Source organism: Thermoanaerobacterium sp. RBIITD (genome assembly GCF_900205865.1).
Classification (GTDB): Bacteria; Bacillota; Thermoanaerobacteria; order Thermoanaerobacterales; family Thermoanaerobacteraceae; genus Thermoanaerobacterium.
The window spans coordinates 3,285,950-3,306,554 of sequence record NZ_LT906662.1 but is presented as its reverse complement, the minus strand read 5'-3'; the positions used below and the strand labels follow the sequence as shown (position 1 = coordinate 3,306,554).

Here is a 20,605-nt window from a genome sequence, read left to right as displayed (position 1 = left end):
CAGCGTAAAGGAGGATAAATATGTTAAGATCTATGTATTCTGCAGTCTCTGGTCTAAAAGCACATCAAGCTAAAATGGACGTAATAGGAAATAATATCGCAAATGTTAATACAGTTGGATTTAAAGCCAGCAGAATGACTTTTAAGGAGATTTTTAACCAGACAATAAAAGGCGCGTCTGCGCCACAGGGAAATGGTGGCGGAACAAATCCACAGCAAATCGGACTTGGGGTTGCAATAGCTTCTATAGATACATTATTTACAAATGGTGGGTCACAAAGAACAGATAATCCAACAGATTTATCTATAGATGGAAATGGTTTCTTTGTTGTTAATAATGGTGGTGCTAATCTATATACAAGAGCAGGGAATTTCACTTTTGATTCTAATGGGGACCTTGTAACACCAGATGGATATAAAGTAATGGGATGGATATCGGCGGATGGTAAAACTGTGAATACCGATACCGGTAATCTTTCTCCTATAAACATAAAAAACTGGTCTAGCAATACGCCGGCTACAACTACGCAGATACAGTTAGGAGGCAATCTTGATGCCGGTACTGCAGTCAATGGTATTGTTAGTTATAATGTTACTATATATGATTCACAAGGTGGAAGCCATATTGCAACAATACAATTTCAAAAAACAGATAATAATGGCAATTGGAATGCATCAATAATAAAATTTGATAATAATGATTTAACAACAAGTCCTATTACTTTAGGGACTATAACATTTGATGCAAATGGCAAAATACCTCAACCAACACCACCGGCTACACCGGCAGGTATTTTCACTGTATCATTATCTGGAATGGGAATAGGAACAAATGCAACCATAGGAAATAATGGCAATATTACTGTAGATCTCTCTAAGCTTACGATGTATGCGAATCCAACAGATTTACGTGAATTAAGCAAAGACGGAAATGCAGCGGGTTCTATAGAAAATATAAACATTGATAAATATGGTATTGTTTCAGGTATTTATTCTAACGGTAGAATGCAGGTTATAGGCCAAATTGCAATAGCAGACTTTCAAAACTCGCAAGGTCTTGAAAAAGCAGGAAATACAATGTTTATAAATACTGTAAATTCTGGTGATCCAATGATTGGTGCGGCAAATACAGGAACTAGAGGTACCATAAACCCTGGAACACTTGAAATGTCAAATGTTGATCTTGCTAATGAGTTTTCGGATATGATTACAACAGAAAGAGGATTTCAAGCAAATTCAAAAGTTATAACTACATCAGATGAAATACTTCAGGACCTTGTCAATCTAAAGAGATAAAATACCGGGCCTTTGGCCCGGTAACTAAATAAGGAGGCGCAATTGTGATTAGTGTTACAAGGTTAAATGGTGATGAATTTATTGTAAATGCTGATATGATTGAATTTGTAGAGGAAACGCCTGATACTGTTATTAGCTTAACAACGGGGAAAAAGATAGTTGTTAAAGAAAAAAAAGAAGAAATAATAGAAAAGGTTATAGTATACAAAAGAAAAATATTTAATGGATTTGAATATCCTTCAATGTGAGGTGTTCGTAAATGGATTTGGCAACTGTTGCTGGCGTAATTGCTGGTGTGTCATTAATTGTATGGGCTATTTTCATGAATGGTAATATAATGACTTTTGTGGATTTACCATCAGCCTTGATAACAATAGGAGGGACTTTCGCCAGTACATTAATATCATATCCTATGTATAAGATAATTGATTCATTTAAGGCATTTGGGAAAGTATTTTTTGAAAGAAAATATGATCCAAATACTGAAATTAAAAAAATTATAGATCTTGCAAATATTGCAAGAAGAGAGGGCTTGCTATCACTAGAGGATGCTGTAAGAAATGTTGATGATGAATTTTTAAAAAAAGGGATTTTACTTGTAGTCGATGGAACAGATCCAGAACTTGTAAGAGATATTTTGGAGACAGAAATATCATTTTTAGAAGACAGGCATAAACAAGGTCAAGGAGTTTTTCAAGCTATGGGTGCATATGCACCGGCATTTGGTATGATAGGAACATTAATCGGTCTTATAAATATGCTTAAAAATCTTGATGACCCTAAAAAAGTTGGCCCTGGCATGGCTGTGGCACTTATTACAACATTTTATGGCTCAATACTTGCCTATTTAGTATTTTTACCAATGGCAAGAAAACTTAATGCAAGAAGCCAACAAGAAGTGTTATTGAAAGAAGTAATGATTGAGGGAATTTTATCAATACAAGCTGGTGAGAATCCCAGAATTATAGAGGAAAAGCTAAAGGCATTTCTAGCGCCTAAACATAGAAAGCCTATACAGCATAGGACAGGTGATATTAATGCATAGAAGAAAGAAGTTTAATGAATCATCAGAACAAGGAGACGAAAAAGAATGGATGAATACATATGCTGATATGATGTCATTGTTACTAACATTTTTTGTATTAATGTTTTCTATGGCAACATTAGATACTAACAAATTCGAGTCTATAATTTCATCCTTTCAAGGATATATAGGTATTCTCGATAGTGGAAAAACAACAAATACAGAATTATCACAATTAGTTAGCCAAGGAAGTCTTAACAAGAACATTTCCAATAAAAAGGAAGATGTGGAACTTTTAAAATTATATACAGAGATAAAAGACTATTTAAAAAAAAATAATATGGAAAATAATGTTAATGTTGAATTAAATGAAAGAGGACTTCTTATTAGATTTAAAGATACAGTTCTTTTTGACACAGGAAGTGCTGACATAAAACCTGAATCGTTAAATACCCTTACAAAATTTGCACAAATATTAAAAGATGCAAAAAGACCTATAATAGTTGAAGGGCATACAGATAATGTACCTATTAGTAATAGCACATATAAAAGTAACTGGGAATTGTCAACAACAAGAGCCGTTAATGTAGTTAAGTATTTTATTGATATACAAAAGATGAATCCTGAATTATTATCTGCTGCCGGATACGGTGAATATCATCCGGTTGCTCCAAACGATAGCGATGCAAATCGTTCTAAAAATAGAAGGGTTGATATTGTTATTTTGAAAAATACAAATGATAATTCTTAACCCAATAAGAGGTGATATCATGAAAAATAATTACATAATAATCATTTTATTGGTAATAATTATTGCTTTTGGTGGAGCGTATTTCTATTTTAATAATACAGCAAAACCAACTACAATTACATATTATAATTATTCACCTGGTAAAGAATTTGTAACAAATCTAAAGGGTGATAATAAATTTGTTAGAGCAGTAATTGAATTACAGGTATCTGATAAAAATGTTTTAAATGAACTGCAAAAACAAAATCCTCAAATTAGAAATATTATTTTACAAATATTGAGAAATAAGACGCCTCAAGATTTAGATGGGTCGTCAGGTCAACTTAAGCTTCAAAATGAAATAAAAAATGAGATAAATAAAATTTTAGGTGCTGATAAGGTAAATAATGTATATTTTGACGATTTTATTGTTCAATAGAAAGGAGGGTTCTCATGTCTGAAATATTATCTCAGAACGAGATTGATGCACTTTTAAAAGCCATGAATTCTGGCGAGCTTGATGTTAAAGATATAAAAGACAGTAAAAAAGAGATAAAAATAAGGCCTTATGATTTTAGAAGACCAAATAAATTTTCAAAGAATCAATTGAGAACGCTCCAGATGATATTTGAAAATATGTCAAGGACATTTACTACATTTTTATCTGGTTATTTAAGAACATTAGTACAAGTTTCTGTTGTATCTGTGGAACAAGTAACTTATTATGAATTTAGCAATTCATTAACAAATCCAGTTTTTATTGCTGTTATTGAAGCTAATCCATTAGATGGGCCTGTTATTCTTGAGCTTAATAATAATACAACGTTTGCTATTATAGATAAGATATTGGGTGGCATAGGAAATGCTGATATGATACAAAGGGATTATACGGAGATTGAGATGGGCCTATTAAGTAGAATAGCAAAACAGCTTTTACCTTTGATAAAAGATGCATGGAATAACGTTATAGAGTTCACACCCAGTATAACAAGGATTGAAACAAACCCACAATTTACCCAGATAATATCTCCTAATGAGACAATTGCTTTATGTACGTTATCAATAAAGATTAATGAGAGTGAGGGACTGATTAATTTTTGTATTCCACATATGACAATAGTACCAATTTTGCCAAAATTGACAACAAAAACTTGGTATTCTAATACTGAAAAACAAACTTGTGATATCGGATTTATAAAAAATAAAATAAGTAACACATATATTCCGGTAAAAGCCATAATTGGAACATCAATAATAACAGTAAAGGATTTATTAAATTTTGATAAAGGTGATATTATAGTGATTAATAAAAATTATAAAGATCCAATAGAAATAAAAATTGATGAAGAAACAAAATTTTTTGGAACACCAGGTGTAAAAAATAAAAAATACTGCGTTCAGATAACTGGTATATGCAGTGAAGGAGATGATTTTGATGAGTGATTTTCTTTCACAAGAGGAAATTAATGCATTGCTAAGTGGTATAAATGACAATGACACAAATCTTACTGAAGAAGAACAAGATGTCCTTGGCGAAATAGGTAATATTAGTTTTGGTACATCTGCGACGACATTGTTTACTCTACTAAGAAATAAAGTAACTATAACAACGCCAAAAGTAAGCATTATTAACTGGACAGATTTGAAAAATGAATTTAAGATTCCATATGTTGGTGTTGAGGTGGAATATACCGAGGGGCTAAAAGGACATAATTTATTGATTTTAAAGGAACAGGATGTATTGCGCATTACAGATTTAATGATGGGAGGGAATGGTGATGTTAGTGAAGGAGAAATAAATGACCTACATTTAAGTGCTATTGGTGAAGCTATGAATCAGATGATAGGTTCTTCTTCGACATCTTTATCAACATTGCTTGGTAAAAATATAAATATATCTCCACCAAAGGCATTTATTGTAGATTTCAATAAATGTTTACCGGAGGATATATCCTTTCCTAATGGTGAAGTTGTTAAAATAGCTTTCAAAATGGTTATAGGAAATATTATAGATAGTGAGATAATGCAATTATTACCTATTACATTTGCAAAACAACTTGTAAAACAAGTTATGTCAAAAAATGTTGAAAAAGATAAAAATAAATCTTTTCAGGAGGCAAATGTTGATGATATAATTAAAGAGAATAGTAATATTGACGGTACAATGGATGACCATAAAAGTATTGATAGTAGTAAAAAAGCAGGAAAAGTATCTGTAAAACCTGTTATATTTAAGGATTTTGATGAGAGTGATGTACTAGAATCAAACGGGAAAGAAAATATTAATTTAATTATGGATATTCCGCTAAGTGTGACTGTCGAATTAGGACGAACAAAAAAATTAATAAAAGATATACTTGAATTAAATGAGGGGTCTATAATTGAGCTCGATAAATTAGCCGGTGAGCCTGTAGACATATTAGTAAATGGGAAATTTATAGCAAAAGGCGAAGTGGTTGTTATCGATGAAAATTTTGGGGTAAGGATTATAGACATAGTTAAACAGAGCAAAAGAGTAAATTCAATATAATATGAGGAGGAATTATTCGTGAGTAAAATTATGATAGTTGATGATGCAGCATTTATGAGAATGATGATAAAAGATATAATAACAAAAAATAATCTTGGAAGTGTAGTGGAAGCAGAAGATGGTTCTGTTGCTGTTGAAAAATACCAACAAGAAAAACCAGACCTTGTAATGATGGATATTACGATGCCGGAAATGGACGGCATACAAGCTGTTAAACATATAAAAGAAATGGATCCAGATGCTAAAATAATCATGTGTTCTGCAATGGGTCAGCAGGCTATGGTAATTGAAGCAATTCAAGCTGGCGCTAAAGATTTTATTGTAAAGCCATTTCAGCCGGATAGAGTGATCGAAGCTATTAAAAAAATGTTAAAGTGAGGAACACGCTGTGTCAAGTACATATACAATTTTTCAAGTTATTTCATCTATATTGATATTTATATTTGTTGTATTTTTAGCTTATTACATTACGATATTTCTTAATAAAAAGACAATAAATATAACAAAAAGTAACAATTTTGATGTTATAGATCATTTATATTTAGGTCGGGATAAAAATTTATATATTGTTAGAGTATGCAAGGAATTCATACTTTTGAGTGTTACAAATAATTCAATAAATTATATAAAAACTCTTGATAGTGATGACATTGTAATGAACAATAAAAAAATCGATTATAAGCTAAATTTTAATATATCACTGGATAATATTAAGAATTTATCAAAAATGTTTTTGGGTGGTAATAAACGTGATCAAGATAATGAAAATTAGCTCAATTGTATCAGTTATATTGATTTTAATGACAAAAGCTGTTTATGCGGCACCAAATCCTGTTACACCGTGGATATCTATAGGTACATCATCCAATCCGAAAGATGTTGCTACAAGCATACAGATAGTATTATTATTAAGTATTTTGACACTATTACCATCGATACTTATAATGATGACATCTTTTACGAGAATCATTATTGTTTTATCATTTTTGAGAAATGCTATGGGTTTGCAACAAATGCCACCAAATCAAGTCCTTATCGGGCTTGCGCTGTTTTTGACATTTTTTATTATGGCACCTGTAGGAACACAAATTAATAATAATTCAATACAGCCATACATTGAGGGTAAGATAACTCCACAAGTAGCATACGTTAAAGCTAGAGATCCATTAAAAAACTTTATGTTAAAACAGACAAGAAAGAATGACCTTAACTTATTTGTTAATCTTTCAAAGATAAGGGTAAAGAATGTAGATGAAATACCAATGAGGGTTGTTATACCTTCTTTTATAATAAGTGAATTAAAAACAGCATTTGAAATTGGCTTCATTATATACATACCATTTTTGATAATCGATATGGTTGTTGCTAGTGTTTTAATGTCCATGGGCATGTTTATGCTGCCGCCAGTACTTATTTCATTGCCATTTAAATTGCTACTTTTTATTCTTGTAGACGGTTGGAACATACTTGTGAAATCTTTAATAATTGGATTTAGATAGGAGGATATATATGAATCCAGGAGTAGTTCTTGATATTGGAAGAGAAGCTTTGATGATAACCATGATTATCTCTGCACCTTTACTTATTATATCGCTATTAATAGGACTTATAATTAGCATTTTTCAAGCGACAACTCAGATACAAGAGCAAACCTTGACATTTGTACCCAAAATTTTAGCTATATTTGCTTCAATAATATTATTTGGACCGTGGATGCTTACAACAATGATAAATTATACGCAGCACTTAATCTTAAATATAAATAATTTTATAAAGTAGGGCTAAAATGGAACTGAGCTTTTATATTTTAAATAATATTCAATATTTTTTAGTTGTTTTTGTACGTATGCTGGGAATTTTTATACTTACTCCATTATTTGGTACCAAAACATTACCGGCGATGTTTAAAATTGGATTAGCATTTTTTACATCTATTATTTTGTTTGACTTAGTTAAAATTAATATAGATGTAAATAATTTGTATCAATATTTTATTCTTGTATTCAATGAGTTTTTGATTGGGCTTTTAATAGGACTTGCTTCAATGATATCTTTTAGTGCTATATATCTTGCAGGTCAGCTTATTGATTATCAATTAGGATTCGGAATTGTAAATATACTAGATGTAGAAAAAGAAACACAGGTACCACTGATGGGCAATTTTATCTATATACTTACTTTATTATTATTTTTGTTAATCGATGGTCATCATAAAATTTTTATAATGTTAGCTCAAAGTTATAATATGATACCCGCAGGAAGTGCAGTTTTACAGTTTGATAACATAAATGCTGTAATAACTAAAATAGTTACAGATATGTTTGCTCTAGGGTTTAGGATCAGCGCACCTATCGTTCTATCAACATTGTTATCTGACCTAACATTAAGTATAATATCAAGGACTATACCTCAACTTAATGTTTTTATGGTTGGCATGCCACTTAAAATTTTTGTCGGTATATTTACAATGTTTATTATGTTACCAATGTACTTGGCAATTATTGATGTATTATTTAATGGAATGTATTCCGACATATTTTTACTTTTAAAATCCATGTTAAAAGGATGAAGGTAGAATATGAATTTACAGATGTTTGCGGGAGAAAGAACGGAACCGGCAACCCCTAAAAAAAGACAAGATGTAAGAAAGAAAGGCCAAGTTTTTCAAAGTAGAGAGATTACATCTGCAATGATTATAGTAATTGGCTTTTTAATGATATATTTTACAACGTCAAATATCATGGGCGAATTTATTAATTTATTCAAGTATCTGTTTTATAACTACGGAGGTGCTAGTGATGATGTATTCACAGTAAATGGGATATCCAAACTTTTTATGATTATATTCCCTATATTTTTAAGGTTAATACTTCCAATAATATTAGTAGTATTTTTAATATCACTAATATCAACATATGCACAAGTTGGATTTTTATTTACTTTAGAGCCTTTAAATTTGAAATTAGAAAGATTAAATCCTATAGAAGGATTTAAGAGGATGTTTTCAAGACGAGGTATAGTAGAACTGACAAAAGCTATTTTAAAAATCGGTGTTTTGGGTTATGTCATGTATTCTTTTTTAATATGGCAGTACAAGGGAATACCTCAGCTATTAGATATGTCAGTACAAGACTTGATTAAATACGGCTTAAATATATTTAGCGGTATACTTTTGCGAATTTCGATTGTTTTAATTGCACTTGGTATTATTGACTACGTTTTTCAATGGAAAGATTACGAATCAAATATTAAGATGAGCAAGGATGATATAAAAGAAGAATTTAAAGAAACAGAAGGAAATCCACAAATAAAATCAGAAATTAAGAAAAAGCAAAGACAAATTTCAATGAGAAGGATGATGCAAGATGTAAAAAAAGCCGACGTTGTTATTACAAATCCGACACATATTGCAATAGCTCTTATGTATGATAATGAAATAAATGACGCACCAATTGTTGTAGCTAAAGGACTAGATTATATTGCTGAGAAGATTAAAGAAGAAGCAAAAAAATATTCAATTGCTATTGTTGAAAATAGACCACTGGCACATTCGTTATATAAGACAACTGAGGTAGGCGATAGTATACCACCTGATTTGTACAAGGCGGTTGCTGAGGTTTTAGCTTACGTTTATAGTCTGAAAGAAGAATAGGAGGGATATTTTGAAATTTTCAGATTTAATAGCGGCAATATTTGTAGTTGGAATTATACTTATTATAATTATACCAGTACCATCGATTTTTTTAGATTTTTTATTGATACTTAATATTTCTATATCTATAATTATTTTGTTAACTACAATGTATGTTAAGGATTCGATGGAATTTTCAATATTTCCGTCTATACTTCTTATTACGACTCTGATGAGATTATCCCTTAATATTTCTTCATCAAGACTTATTTTAACTAATGGCTTTGCTGGAAATGTTATACATGCATTTGGTAGCTTTGTTATAGGCAATAATCCTATAGTAGGTTTTTTGATTTTTATAATTATTGCTATTGTTCAGTTTATAGTAATTACAAAGGGTGCAGAAAGAGTTTCAGAAGTATCGGCAAGATTTACTCTTGATGCAATGCCCGGTAAGCAAATGTCTATTGATGCCGATTTAAATGCAGGAATAATAAATGATAGAGAGGCTAAGGAAAGAAGAAATAAGATACAAGAAGAAGCTAAGTTTTTTGGCTCCATGGATGGTGCAAGCAAATTTGTAAAGGGCGACGCTATTGTTGGAATTATCATTACGGTCATAAATATAATCGCAGGGTTAATAATTGGCATGACAATGAAAGGTATGGATATAAATCAGGCAGTAAATACGTATACTATCTTAACTGTAGGTGATGGATTAGTAAGTCAATTACCAGCACTTTTAATTTCAACAGCTACTGGTATTATTGTCACAAGATCTGCTTCTGATACAAATATGGGAAACGAAGTAATGAAGCAACTTTCGAGAGAACCAAGAGTATTGCAAATAACTGGAGTATTACTTATTTTAATGGCTTTTGTACCTATGCTTCCAGCTATTCCACTTTTAATTATGGGATCACTATTTGGATATCTTGGATTTTCAAATAGAAGAAAAAATAATGTAGATGAACAAGAAAAGAATGAGGATGTAAAAGAACTGGAAGATATAAGAGATCCAAAACATGCTTACGATCTTTTACAGGTAGATCCTATAGAACTAGAATTTGGTTACGAACTAATACCGATTGCAAGCAATGAGTTACTTGATAGAATTGTTATGATAAGAAGACAAATTGCCCTAGATCTTGGTATAGTTGTACCGATGGTAAGATTAAGAGATAATATTCAACTTAAGCCTAATGAATATATTATTAAAATTCGAGGTACAGAGGTAGGAAGAGGGAAAGTATACGTAAATAGATATTTATGTATGCATGCTGGAGATTTAAGCAGCGATCTAAAAGGCATTAGCGAGAAAGAACCAGCATTTGGGTTACCCGCCCTATGGATTGATGACAGTGAAAAATCAAAAGCTGAGTCACTAGGATATACAGTTGTAGATGTTCCATCTGTATTAGCTACACATTTAACTAGTGTAATTAAAAAGCATTCAGATGAACTTTTAGGAAGGCAAGAAGTTAAAGAATTGCTTGACAATATAAAGTTAACAAATCCGGCACTTATAGAAGAGATTGTTCCCAAACTACTTAATCTTGGTGATATAGAAAAAGTATTGCGTAATTTGCTAAGGGAAGAAATCTCAATAAGGGATATGGTCACAATACTTGAGACATTAGAAGATTACGCTCCGAATACTAAAGATACAGATGTATTAACAGAGTATGTTAGACAATCCTTAAAAAGAGCTATTTCAAATAAATACGTAAAAAATGGTAAATTACAAGTTATAACATTAGATCCTAATATTGAACAATCTATTCAAAACGCCATCAATCAAACGGATCATGGTACATATTTAGCCTTGCAACCAGATATGATGCAGAAAATTGTAAAGGCAATTCATAGTATAATTAATAAAATAACAATTAAAGGTGAACAACCAATTATTTTAACAGCACCAATCATAAGATTTTATTTAAGAAAATTGGTTGAACAGATATCAAAGGATATAGTAGTTTTATCATACAATGAACTGTTACCAGATGTTGAAGTATTTTCTTTAGGGACGGTGAAGTTAAATGAAGGTTAAACGCTACATAGCTGATAATTATCAAGAGGCAATGAGAATGATAAAGACTGAAATGGGTAGCAATGCTGTTATATTACAGCAAAATAGTTATAAAGATAAGGGAATTAGAGGGTTATTTCAAAAAAAGAAGGTAGAAGTTTTAGCAGCTGTTGAAGAAAATAAAATAAATAAAGATGACCTTTTTTACAAAGATATATATGAAATAAAATCACTTTTAATGACATTAAAAAAAGATGTAAAACAAGAAGAAAAAAATATTAGTACTACTGATTTTCTTGTAGGTAAGGGAGTCAATGAAAATTTAGCTAATATTTTAACAGAAGGAATTGAAAATATTTCGGATAATAATATGGAATTGTTGCAAAAAAGAATTATAAATTTTATAGGTACGCCGAGAAAGATAAATTTTTCTAATGATAAAAAAAGGATTATTTTTATTGGACCTACTGGTGTAGGGAAAACAACAACAATTGCCAAAATTGCATCTAATTTAATTTTAAAGGAAAATAAAAAAGTGCTATTGATAACAGCCGATATATTTAGAATCGCTGGAGCTGAGCAGTTAAAAATTTATGGAGATATTCTTGGAGTACCTGTAAAGGTAGTGAATAATATATTTGATTTACATAAGTTAAATAATGAACTTGATATGTATGACATAGTATTAGTTGATACAGCGGGAAGAAGCCATAATGATGAAAGAAAAATGCATGAATTGAAGACATTTTTGCAATACAGTTCATGTGATGAAATTTATTTATGCTTAAGTGCAGCTACAAAGGATTCTGATATTAAAAATATAGTTAAGTCTTATGATTTTATTAATGATTATAATCTGATTTTTACAAAATTAGATGAAACAGATAATTATAGTGTAATCTTGAATTCAATATTTTATTCAAAAAAACCTTTATCATATATAACAAATGGACAAATCGTCCCAGATGATATTAGTATAGCTGATAGGAGACTTATTGCTCAAAATATACTAAAGGGGAATTAATATGGATCAGGCAGAGAAGTTAAGATATTTATTTAGAAATAATGGAGTAAAAAGATGCCGAGTAATCACTGTTACAGGTGGTAAAGGTGGTACTGGCAAGACATGTATTGCCGTTAATATATCTCTAGCACTTAGAAAAATGGGTTACAACGTTTTAATTATGGACGCTGATATAGGTTTTTCAAATGTAGAAATTGAATTAGGTGTTGTATCAAAAAATACTTTGTATGATGTACTATATGGAAATAAAAAAATATCCGATATAATAAATGAAGGACCAATAGGTATCAAATATATATCAACAGGTGGTGATTTTGATCTTACACTTGGTGATATAGATTTGAATATATTTTTTAATAGTTTAAGTATTCTTGACAATTACTTTGATTTCATTATAGTTGATACTGGTGCTGGAATTAACAAAACAATTAAAAATTTTATTGATTTATCGGATGACGTAGTTATAGTTACGACTCCCGAGCCAACATCAATAATGGATGCTTATATATTAATAAAATCAATTAATAAATTATGTGAAAAAGAATTATACCTTATTGTAAATAAAACAAAAAATAACTACGAATATAGCAAAGTTTATGAGAAGATAAATAACGCATTATATAATTTTTTAGGCATCACGATAAATAATTTAGGATGCATACACGATGACCCAAAAATTAGTGAATGCATAAAGTTACAGAATCCAATTATTTTAAAGTATCAGTTTAGCAAAACGGCAAGAGATATTACAGATATTGCCAAAAAACTTTCAAATAATGTAAGCAATCGTTCAAAAGAAGGCTTATTTGGAATATTTAAAAAGATGCTTTTAGGATAAAGGGGAGAATATGATGCTAAATTTAAAGCCGGGGCAAAAGATTGAAATAAAAATTGGGAAAAGTAAAAATACATATGTATCTAAGGTTGAAGATATGTCAAAAGATGGAACATTATTAATAGAAGCTCCAATACATAATGGTCACCTTGTTCCAGTTAGAATAGGTGCTAAGCTTAATATAAGCTATTTTAATAAAAAAGGATTGTTTACATTTGATAGTATTGTTATAAACAGATTCTCTGGGAATCTATCATTATTACAATTAAAGAAAATAACAGATATTACCAGATTACAGAGAAGACAGTATTATAGACTAGAAAAAGTTTTAGAATTTAATTATAAATTATCTGAAGATGAAGAAGGTGTAGAAAATGGTATTATTAAAGATATTAGTGGAGGCGGTTTTAAGGCAAAAGTAAAGAAAAAATTGCCTGAAGAATCAACAATACTATGTTATATAAAATTAAATGAGCTTTTTAAAGAAATAATGCTAAAATGTAAGATTATAAGGTGTAATTTTGTTGATGATGGATATGAAATTGCAGTGCAATATATTGACTTAGAAGACAAAATACGAGAAAGAATTATATCATTTATATTTGAAGAACAAAGAAAATTAAAAAAGCGCGAAACTGAATATTAAGAAATAAAGGAGGAAGAAAAGTGGATAACAATCAGTATTTAGAGATATTTTTAGAAGAATCTGAAGAGCATATAGAAAGTTTAAATAAAAATTTGCTTAATCTTGAAAAAAATTCTAATGATTCACATCTTGTCGATGAAATTTTTAGATCTGCCCATACACTTAAGGGAATGGCTGCAACTATGGGGTTTGAAAATATGACTAAATTAACCCATAAAATGGAAGATATTTTGCAAGAAATAAGGAGTAACTCAATAGAAGTAAACAGCAATATAATGGATATACTTTTTAAATGCGTTGATGCATTAAGTTCTATACTTGGAATTATTTCAGAGAATGGTAATGACTCCTATAATATTGAAAATCTAATTAGTATGTTAGAATCTATTAATTCAACAGTCGAAGAGGTAGCATCAACAAAAGTAGAGACAGCAAAATCTAACAATAAAAAAGATGTGAATTTGTATGAAGAAGATATCATTGAAAAAGCGGTGTCACAAGGTTACAAAACATTTAGTATTGAGGTAGTTATTGATAAGAATTGTGTAATGAAATCGGCGCGGGCTTTTATCGTTTTTAATACTCTTGATAATCTTGGTGATATTATTGATTCGACGCCTACTGTTGAAGACATTGAAGATGAAAAATTTGATAATCGATTTACAGTGCATTTAATAAGTAAGTTTGACAAAGAAGTAATTAAGGAAAAATTGCTTTCTATATCAGAAATAAATAATATAAATATAGAAGAAATATTGTTTTCTAGAGAAATTAAAGAGACTAAAAAAGAAGAAAATAATAATCAAAATGTAAATATGGAAATTAAGCATAATAAGACTAATAAAAGTGTAAGAGTTGACATTGGAAGATTAGATAATCTAATGAATTTAGTAAGTGAACTTATTATTATTAAAACCCGATTGGAAGGAATAGAATCTAATGAAAAAAACCCTGATACTATTTCGACAATTGAATATTTAGAAAGAATAACTACAAATTTACATGATGCTGTTACGAAAGTGAGGATGGTACCTGTTGAAAGGGTATTTAACCGCTTTCCAAGAATGGTTCGGGATCTGTCAAGAGAATTAAATAAAAAAATAATATTGAATATGTTTGGACAGGAGACAGAGGTTGATCGTACTGTCATAGATGAGATTGGGGATCCACTTGTACATATTATTAGAAATTCTATAGATCACGGTATAGAAACACCTGATATTAGAATAAATAAAAGAAAACCTGAAAATGGAACTATTAATCTTAAGGCATACCATGAAGGAAATAACGTAATTATTGAAGTTACTGACGATGGTGCTGGAATAAATTTTGAAAAAGTTAAAAATAAGGCTCTAGAAAGGGGCTTGCTGTCAAATGATGAATTGGCTCAAATATCAAAAGATCGCCTTATCAAGTTGCTGTTTGAACCGGGTTTTAGCACATCTGATACAGTATCTGATATATCTGGTAGAGGTGTAGGACTCGATGTTGTTAAAAATAAAATAGAATCATTAAACGGAACTATTGAAGTTGAAACAGAAGTTGATAAAGGTACGAAATTTATTATTAAATTGCCATTGACATTGGCAATTATCCAAGCATTATTGGTAAAAATCGGAAGTGAGAAATATGCTTTTCCATTAAATTCCATATCGGAAATAGTAAATAAAAATAACAATGAAATACATTTGGTACAAGGTAAAGAAGTTGTTATATATAGGGGAAGGGTAATACCACTAATAAGGCTTAATAATGTTCTTGATATTGAATCTAAAAACGATCACGAAAACTTTGTATGTGTAATAATCAAAAAGGGCGAAAATTTGGCGGCTTGTAATGTAGATGAACTTATTGGACAGCAAGAAATTGTTATAAAACCTCTTGGGAAATATTTGAATAATGTAAAAATAATTGCTGGTGCGACAATACTCGGAGATGGGCAAGTTGCATTGATAATAGACTCTAATAACTTATTTTAAGGAGGTGTAGTAGATGAGTTTATTTGTAATAACAAAATTAGAAAGTGAAGAATATGGAATAGATATTGATAGGGTGCAATCAATAGAAAAGATGATGAAAATAACAAGAGTTCCGAAAGCTCCATTATTTGTTAAGGGTGTTGTCAATTTAAGAGGCGAAATAATACCTGTTATTTCTTTGAGAATGAGATTAGGATTAAAGGAAAGCAATTGGAATGAGAATACAAGGATTGTTATAATAAGAAATAATGATGTTATACTAGGAATTATTGTTGATAGCGCAAATGAAGTTATAGAGATACCAGAAGAAAACATTGATACGATAGATGTAAATAGTAATTTATATAAAAGGGATAGTTTTATTAGCAGGATAGGAAAAGTTGATAAAAGAATATTACTTATATTTGATACTGATAAATTAACAACACAACAGGAAGTGAAAAAATGAACATTGATAAATTAAATGAAAAATATCTTGACATACTAAAAGAACTTGGAAATATAGGTTCTGGAAATGCGATTACTGCTTTAGCATCGATTATTGGCAAAAGAATTGATATGAAAATTCCCTCTGTTAAAATAATGGATTTTAGTGAAATAGAAGATATTTTTGGTTCTCCAGATGCTATTATTATTGGTGTATACTTTGACCTTGAAGGTAGTGTAAAAGGCAATATTTTATTTTCCCTTGATGTTGATAGCGCTTCATATTTAGTAGAATACCTTATAGGTGTAAATGTAAAAGGGGAATTTAATGATATAGAAAAATCAGCACTTCAAGAGATTGGAAATATAATGGCAGGCAGTTATATATCTTCCTTATCTACTTTAACGTCTCTTGAAATGAAGATATCACCTCCAGCAATAAGTATAGATATGGCCGGCGCTATATTAAGTGTACCTGCAATCAAATTTGGTGAACTATCAGATAAAATTTTGTTTATAGAGACTGAATTTTTTGAAGATAATAGATTAATTAAGGGCGATTTCTTTTTGATACCGGATATAGAATCTTTTGATAAAATACTTAACGCACTTGGAGTTGAATTAGATGGATAATTTTATTTTGAGGGTTGGAATGGCAGATGCTAAAATAACAAAATATCCGGGCAAATTAATAACTGTAGGTCTTGGTTCATGTGTTGGCATTGTTTTATTTGATACATTAACTAAAATATCGGGTCTTGTACATATAATGCTACCATATAGTACGAAAAGCAATAACAATACAAATAAATTAAAATTTGCAGATACAGGTATATATACATTAATTGATATGATGATTGAAATTGGCGCAAATAGAAGAAAAATAATCAGCAAAATAGCTGGTGGCGCACAGATGTTCGCAACTAAGGCAAATTTAGATATTATGAACATTGGGACACGAAATGTAATTGCAACAAGAGAAGTTTTGAACTCTTTAAAGATTCCGATAATATCCGAGGATACAGGCGGAAACTATGGCAGAACTATAGAATTTAATTCTGAAAATGGTAAGTTATTAGTAAAAACTATAGGGCATGGAATAAAATTCATTTAAGGCATGAAAGGAATGTATTAAAATGTCAATTCTCGAACAAGATTTATGGGTTAAATATACAAAATTTAGAGATGATAGTGTTAAAAACGATATAATAGTAAAATATATGCCTCTTGTTAAACATATAGTTAAAAGAATATGTATTTCAGATGTAAGTAAGGAAGATATTGATGACCTAGTGAGCCAAGGAATGATAGGACTTATTGATGCCGTTAATAGATATGACATAACGAAGGGTGTAAAATTTGAAACATATGCATCAATTAGAATAAAAGGAGAAATAATCGATTATCTAAGAAAAAAGGATTGGATTCCGAGAAGCTTAAAGAAAAGATATAAGAATATTGAAAAGACTATTGAAACATTGGAACAAGAATTTAAGAGAGAACCATCTATCGATGAAATAATGGCTGCTACCGGTATATCAAAGAACGATGTATTAAAAACTCTTAGTTATATGAATGCTGGGTATATAAGTTCTCTTGACGAAGTTATCGAGAATAATTTAAAGATTTCATCTGTATCTGATGTTGAGATAATAAATCCAGAAGATGAGGTTTTGTCATCTGACTTAAAGAATAATATTGCCAAAGCTATAGACATGTTGCAAGAAAAAGAAAGACTTATTGTCACACTTTATTATTTTGAAGATTTGAATTATAAGGAGATAAGCAAAATTCTTGGATTAACAGAATCACGAATATCACAAATACATTCCAAGGCAATAAAAAAATTAAGAGAAAGGTTAACAGATTTTGTTTAAGTGAACTGGAGGCCATTAAAGTGCATAATACTAAATATTCTTATAAGATAGATATAACAAAAGATAGAATGGAAGCATATATCACAATAAAAGAGGATTTGAACGGAGAAATGTTAAATCAGGAGAAGGTTTTGAACATAATAAAAGGATATAATATAAATTATGGCATAAACTATGATAATATCATGAATTTATGTAATGAACATATTGTAGGAAAAAGATATTTAGTTGCACAAGGGATTAAACCAGTTAACGGGAAAGATGGGAAGATAGATTTTTTTGTAGACCTCGATAAAAATTTTGAACCTAAAGTACTTGATGATGGAAGAGTCGACTATAAAGATTTACAAATATTTAAAAACGTTAAAAAGGATCAAATTCTCGCTAAAAAGACAAAACCAGAGATGGGAAAAGATGGTAAAAATATATTTGGTGAAGTCATAAAAGCAAAAGACGGTAGAGATGTAAAACTCCCAATAGGGAAAAATACTTATATAAAAGATGATAGTTTGTATTCTTCTATTGATGGTCATATTACTAAAAAAAATGTTGGAATAGATGTAACCCCACTTATAGAAGTTAAGGATGTTGATACTTCAACAGGAAATATAAAAACGTTTGCAAGCCTTAAAATATATAAAAATATAAGTTCTGGGTTTACAATCGAAAGCGAAGGAGACATTGAAATATATGGTGTTGTAGAGGGTTCAACAATAGTAGCTAAGGGGAACATTATTATACATAGAGGAATACAGGGTAATGGCAAAGCAAAAATAACTTCTGGCGGCAATATTATATCAAAATATATACAAAATTGTGATATTGTTGCTGAAGGTGATATAACCTGTGAAGCAATTATATACAGCAATGTTAAAAGTAATCGATCAGTGAAGTTAATAGGAAATAAGGGATTAATAGTTGGAAGTGTAGTTATTGCAACAAAAGAAATACATGCAATCAATGTTGGTTCTAAAATGTATGCACAAACAGAATTAAAAGTAGGTATATCACCGGAAAAAAGAAAAAGAAAAGAAGAAATTATAAAAAAAATTAAAGAAAATAAAAAGTCAATAGATGATTTAAATAAAATAATTTTGTACCTTGAGAAAAATGGAATACCTGAAGATAAAAAAAATATATATGAAAAATCATTATTATCCTTATCTAAATTGAATTTTGATAATAAACAACTTTATGAGGAATATGAGGAACTAAATTTAATTACAAAAGATGAAACATATGGTATAATAAAAGTACTTGATACAGTTTATCCAGGTACAAAAATAACAATTGATGATGTTTCGCAAAAAATAAAAGAACCTATTAAATATGTTACATTTATAAAGGATGAAGCTGATATCAAGATTTTACCATATGGGTAAGGGGGAGATTTATAATGACGGTTAATCCTATTGATTTACAGGTAGCCATACCAAAAATGGTTGAAATAAGCAATATAAAGCAGGTAGAAATTCAAAGGCAAGATATATATGTAGAACAATTTGCTGAAATGATAAATCACGAAAACGACATAAAAAAAAGTAGGACAAATAAGACAAATGAAACAGCAAAATTGTATATAAAAAATAATAAAGACAGAATAAAGAAAAAGAACTATTCAAAGAATAATAAAAAGACACTTTTAGGACATATAGATATTAAAATATGAAAAATATATTGACATTTTAATTATTATATAATATATTAATTTGTGGATAACACACGTTCAATGATTATAAAAATTGGTGCCTTATAAGGTTTTTTTATAAGATGATTTGAACGGAGGAATAACCAGGAGGTGAAAATATGTCAGTTATATCAATGAAACAACTTTTAGAAGCAGGCGTGCATTTTGGTCACCAGACAAGAAGATGGAACCCCAAAATGGCTCCGTACATTTTTACCGAAAGAAACGGAATATATATTATAGACTTACAAAAGACGGTAAAAAAGATTGAAGAGGCTTATGAATTTATAAAACAAGTTGTGTCTGATAATGGAACGATTCTTTTCGTTGGTACCAAAAAGCAGGCTCAGGATTCAGTAAAAGAAGAAGCCGAAAGATGTGGCATGTATTATGTTAATCAAAGATGGCTTGGTGGGATGTTAACAAACTATAAAACAATCAGGAGCAGAATTGACAGATTAAAAGAATTAAAAAAGATGGAAGAAGACGGTACTTTTGAAGTTTTGCCAAAAAAAGAAGTTATTCAGTTAAAAAAAGAAAAAGAAAAACTTCAGAAATATCTCGGTGGAATTGAAGATATGAAGGGAATTCCTGCAGCATTATTTGTAGTTGACCCTAAAAAGGAAGCTATAGCAATTGCTGAAGCAAAGAATCTTGACATCCCGGTAGTCGCCATTGTGGATACAAATTGTGATCCTGAAGAGGTTGATTATCCTATTCCAGGAAATGATGATGCAATACGTGCAGTAAAATTAATTGCTTCTAAAATAGCCGATGCTGTTATAGAAGCTAAGCAAGGCGAACAATTAACTGCAGTAGAAGAATAATTTTATTGTGGTAAGGAATTATTATTTATCCTTACCACTAATTATATAAAGAACAGGAGGTA

At 29.9% G+C, this 20,605-nt stretch carries 25 protein-coding genes; all 25 read left to right on the top strand.

From position 1 onward, the window contains the following. Positions 1 to 20 precede the first annotated feature (20 nt). Positions 21 to 1,295, top strand: coding sequence for a flagellar hook protein FlgE (locus tag CPG45_RS16140; RefSeq protein ID WP_096233231.1), 1,275 nt, complete (start codon positions 21 to 23; stop codon positions 1,293 to 1,295). 44 nt (positions 1,296 to 1,339) lie between these two features. Beyond that, on the top strand, positions 1,340 to 1,543 hold the full coding sequence (locus CPG45_RS16135) for a flagellar FlbD family protein (protein ID WP_096233229.1): 204 nt from the start codon (positions 1,340 to 1,342) through the stop codon (positions 1,541 to 1,543). Between the two features lie 11 nt (positions 1,544 to 1,554). Then, entirely contained in the window at positions 1,555 to 2,340 is a 786-nt protein-coding gene (locus CPG45_RS16130; RefSeq protein WP_096233227.1) for a flagellar motor protein, read from the top strand. Next, positions 2,333 to 3,070, top strand: coding sequence for an OmpA/MotB family protein (locus tag CPG45_RS16125; protein WP_096233225.1), 738 nt, complete (start codon positions 2,333 to 2,335; stop codon positions 3,068 to 3,070). The genes CPG45_RS16130 and CPG45_RS16125 overlap by 8 nt, the downstream gene beginning before the upstream one ends. Before the next feature lie 19 nt (positions 3,071 to 3,089). Next, positions 3,090 to 3,488: a flagellar basal body-associated FliL family protein gene (locus CPG45_RS16120; RefSeq protein WP_096233679.1), complete on the top strand. Its 399-nt coding sequence runs from the start codon at positions 3,090 to 3,092 to the stop codon at positions 3,486 to 3,488. A gap of 14 nt (positions 3,489 to 3,502) precedes the next feature. Then, positions 3,503 to 4,492, top strand: a complete 990-nt coding sequence (gene fliM / locus CPG45_RS16115) for a flagellar motor switch protein FliM (protein WP_096233223.1) — start codon at positions 3,503 to 3,505, stop codon at positions 4,490 to 4,492. Continuing rightward, positions 4,485 to 5,579: a flagellar motor switch phosphatase FliY gene (gene fliY / locus CPG45_RS16110; RefSeq protein ID WP_096233221.1), complete on the top strand. Its 1,095-nt coding sequence runs from the start codon at positions 4,485 to 4,487 to the stop codon at positions 5,577 to 5,579. The genes fliM and fliY overlap by 8 nt, the downstream gene beginning before the upstream one ends. An 18-nt stretch (positions 5,580 to 5,597) precedes the next feature. Next, positions 5,598 to 5,957, top strand: coding sequence for a response regulator (locus CPG45_RS16105; protein WP_096233219.1), 360 nt, complete (start codon positions 5,598 to 5,600; stop codon positions 5,955 to 5,957). Between the two features lie 10 nt (positions 5,958 to 5,967). Further along, positions 5,968 to 6,351, top strand: coding sequence for a flagellar biosynthetic protein FliO (locus CPG45_RS16100; protein ID WP_096233217.1), 384 nt, complete (start codon positions 5,968 to 5,970; stop codon positions 6,349 to 6,351). Then, a complete protein-coding gene (fliP, locus tag CPG45_RS16095; protein WP_502695792.1) occupies positions 6,329 to 7,078 on the top strand; it encodes a flagellar type III secretion system pore protein FliP in 750 nt (249 codons plus the stop codon). The genes CPG45_RS16100 and fliP overlap by 23 nt, the downstream gene beginning before the upstream one ends. Before the next feature lie 10 nt (positions 7,079 to 7,088). Next, positions 7,089 to 7,358, top strand: coding sequence for a flagellar biosynthesis protein FliQ (fliQ, locus tag CPG45_RS16090; protein WP_096233215.1), 270 nt, complete (start codon positions 7,089 to 7,091; stop codon positions 7,356 to 7,358). A 7-nt stretch (positions 7,359 to 7,365) separates the two neighbouring features. Further along, complete coding sequence (fliR, locus tag CPG45_RS16085) at positions 7,366 to 8,148, top strand: flagellar biosynthetic protein FliR (RefSeq protein WP_096233213.1); 783 nt, start codon at positions 7,366 to 7,368, stop codon at positions 8,146 to 8,148. Between the two features lie 9 nt (positions 8,149 to 8,157). Beyond that, positions 8,158 to 9,231 (top strand): flagellar biosynthesis protein FlhB, encoded by a 1,074-nt coding sequence (flhB, locus tag CPG45_RS16080; protein ID WP_096233211.1) that lies wholly within the window; start codon positions 8,158 to 8,160, stop codon positions 9,229 to 9,231. 10 nt (positions 9,232 to 9,241) lie between these two features. Next, complete coding sequence (flhA, locus tag CPG45_RS16075; protein WP_096233209.1) at positions 9,242 to 11,263, top strand: flagellar biosynthesis protein FlhA; 2,022 nt, start codon at positions 9,242 to 9,244, stop codon at positions 11,261 to 11,263. Further along, a complete protein-coding gene (locus CPG45_RS16070; protein ID WP_096233207.1) occupies positions 11,253 to 12,266 on the top strand; it encodes a flagellar biosynthesis protein FlhF in 1,014 nt (337 codons plus the stop codon). Before flhA ends, CPG45_RS16070 begins: the two co-directional genes overlap by 11 nt. Before the next feature lies 1 nt (position 12,267). Next, positions 12,268 to 13,104, top strand: a complete 837-nt coding sequence (locus CPG45_RS16065) for a MinD/ParA family ATP-binding protein (RefSeq protein ID WP_096233205.1) — start codon at positions 12,268 to 12,270, stop codon at positions 13,102 to 13,104. Positions 13,105 to 13,117: 13 nt separating this feature from the next. Then, entirely contained in the window at positions 13,118 to 13,747 is a 630-nt protein-coding gene (locus CPG45_RS16060; RefSeq protein WP_096233203.1) for a flagellar brake protein, read from the top strand. 20 nt (positions 13,748 to 13,767) lie between these two features. Then, positions 13,768 to 15,726 carry a chemotaxis protein CheA gene (locus CPG45_RS16055; RefSeq protein WP_096233201.1) on the top strand — a complete coding sequence of 653 codons (1,959 nt, stop codon included), beginning with the start codon at positions 13,768 to 13,770 and terminating at the stop codon, positions 15,724 to 15,726. 13 nt (positions 15,727 to 15,739) lie between these two features. Continuing rightward, positions 15,740 to 16,174 (top strand): chemotaxis protein CheW, encoded by a 435-nt coding sequence (locus CPG45_RS16050; RefSeq protein WP_096233199.1) that lies wholly within the window; start codon positions 15,740 to 15,742, stop codon positions 16,172 to 16,174. Beyond that, entirely contained in the window at positions 16,171 to 16,785 is a 615-nt protein-coding gene (locus CPG45_RS16045) for a chemotaxis protein CheC (RefSeq protein ID WP_096233197.1), read from the top strand. The genes CPG45_RS16050 and CPG45_RS16045 overlap by 4 nt, the downstream gene beginning before the upstream one ends. Beyond that, positions 16,778 to 17,266, top strand: coding sequence for a chemotaxis protein CheD (locus CPG45_RS16040; RefSeq protein ID WP_096233195.1), 489 nt, complete (start codon positions 16,778 to 16,780; stop codon positions 17,264 to 17,266). Before CPG45_RS16045 ends, CPG45_RS16040 begins: the two co-directional genes overlap by 8 nt. Before the next feature lie 22 nt (positions 17,267 to 17,288). Next, positions 17,289 to 18,029, top strand: a complete 741-nt coding sequence (locus tag CPG45_RS16035) for a sigma-70 family RNA polymerase sigma factor (protein ID WP_096233193.1) — start codon at positions 17,289 to 17,291, stop codon at positions 18,027 to 18,029. A gap of 20 nt (positions 18,030 to 18,049) precedes the next feature. Next, the gene (locus CPG45_RS16030; RefSeq protein WP_096233191.1) at positions 18,050 to 19,411 is read left to right on the top strand and encodes a flagellar assembly protein A; all 1,362 of its coding nucleotides are present in this window, start codon (positions 18,050 to 18,052) and stop codon (positions 19,409 to 19,411) included. Between the two features lie 14 nt (positions 19,412 to 19,425). Continuing rightward, positions 19,426 to 19,698 (top strand): hypothetical protein, encoded by a 273-nt coding sequence (locus CPG45_RS16025; RefSeq protein ID WP_096233189.1) that lies wholly within the window; start codon positions 19,426 to 19,428, stop codon positions 19,696 to 19,698. Between the two features lie 137 nt (positions 19,699 to 19,835). Further along, a complete protein-coding gene (rpsB, locus tag CPG45_RS16020) occupies positions 19,836 to 20,543 on the top strand; it encodes a 30S ribosomal protein S2 (protein ID WP_096233187.1) in 708 nt (235 codons plus the stop codon). Positions 20,544 to 20,605 lie beyond the last annotated feature (62 nt).

What these genes read in the sequence shown, in the direction of transcription:
- CPG45_RS16140 (WP_096233231.1), top strand. Translation starts at nt 21, where the DNA reads ATGTTAAGATCTATGTATTCTGCAGTCTCTGGTCTAAAAGCACATCAA.
- CPG45_RS16130 (WP_096233227.1), top strand. Translation starts at nt 1,555, where the DNA reads ATGGATTTGGCAACTGTTGCTGGCGTAATTGCTGGTGTGTCATTAATT.
- CPG45_RS16125 (WP_096233225.1), top strand. Translation starts at nt 2,333, where the DNA reads ATGCATAGAAGAAAGAAGTTTAATGAATCATCAGAACAAGGAGACGAA.
- CPG45_RS16120 (WP_096233679.1), top strand. Translation starts at nt 3,090, where the DNA reads ATGAAAAATAATTACATAATAATCATTTTATTGGTAATAATTATTGCT.
- fliM (WP_096233223.1), top strand. Translation starts at nt 3,503, where the DNA reads ATGTCTGAAATATTATCTCAGAACGAGATTGATGCACTTTTAAAAGCC.
- fliY (WP_096233221.1), top strand. Translation starts at nt 4,485, where the DNA reads ATGAGTGATTTTCTTTCACAAGAGGAAATTAATGCATTGCTAAGTGGT.
- fliQ (WP_096233215.1), top strand. Translation starts at nt 7,089, where the DNA reads ATGAATCCAGGAGTAGTTCTTGATATTGGAAGAGAAGCTTTGATGATA.
- fliR (WP_096233213.1), top strand. Translation starts at nt 7,366, where the DNA reads ATGGAACTGAGCTTTTATATTTTAAATAATATTCAATATTTTTTAGTT.
- flhB (WP_096233211.1), top strand. Translation starts at nt 8,158, where the DNA reads ATGAATTTACAGATGTTTGCGGGAGAAAGAACGGAACCGGCAACCCCT.
- CPG45_RS16070 (WP_096233207.1), top strand. Translation starts at nt 11,253, where the DNA reads ATGAAGGTTAAACGCTACATAGCTGATAATTATCAAGAGGCAATGAGA.
- CPG45_RS16065 (WP_096233205.1), top strand. Translation starts at nt 12,268, where the DNA reads ATGGATCAGGCAGAGAAGTTAAGATATTTATTTAGAAATAATGGAGTA.
- CPG45_RS16060 (WP_096233203.1), top strand. Translation starts at nt 13,118, where the DNA reads ATGCTAAATTTAAAGCCGGGGCAAAAGATTGAAATAAAAATTGGGAAA.
- CPG45_RS16050 (WP_096233199.1), top strand. Translation starts at nt 15,740, where the DNA reads ATGAGTTTATTTGTAATAACAAAATTAGAAAGTGAAGAATATGGAATA.
- CPG45_RS16045 (WP_096233197.1), top strand. Translation starts at nt 16,171, where the DNA reads ATGAACATTGATAAATTAAATGAAAAATATCTTGACATACTAAAAGAA.
- CPG45_RS16040 (WP_096233195.1), top strand. Translation starts at nt 16,778, where the DNA reads ATGGATAATTTTATTTTGAGGGTTGGAATGGCAGATGCTAAAATAACA.
- CPG45_RS16035 (WP_096233193.1), top strand. Translation starts at nt 17,289, where the DNA reads ATGTCAATTCTCGAACAAGATTTATGGGTTAAATATACAAAATTTAGA.
- CPG45_RS16025 (WP_096233189.1), top strand. Translation starts at nt 19,426, where the DNA reads ATGACGGTTAATCCTATTGATTTACAGGTAGCCATACCAAAAATGGTT.
- rpsB (WP_096233187.1), top strand. Translation starts at nt 19,836, where the DNA reads ATGTCAGTTATATCAATGAAACAACTTTTAGAAGCAGGCGTGCATTTT.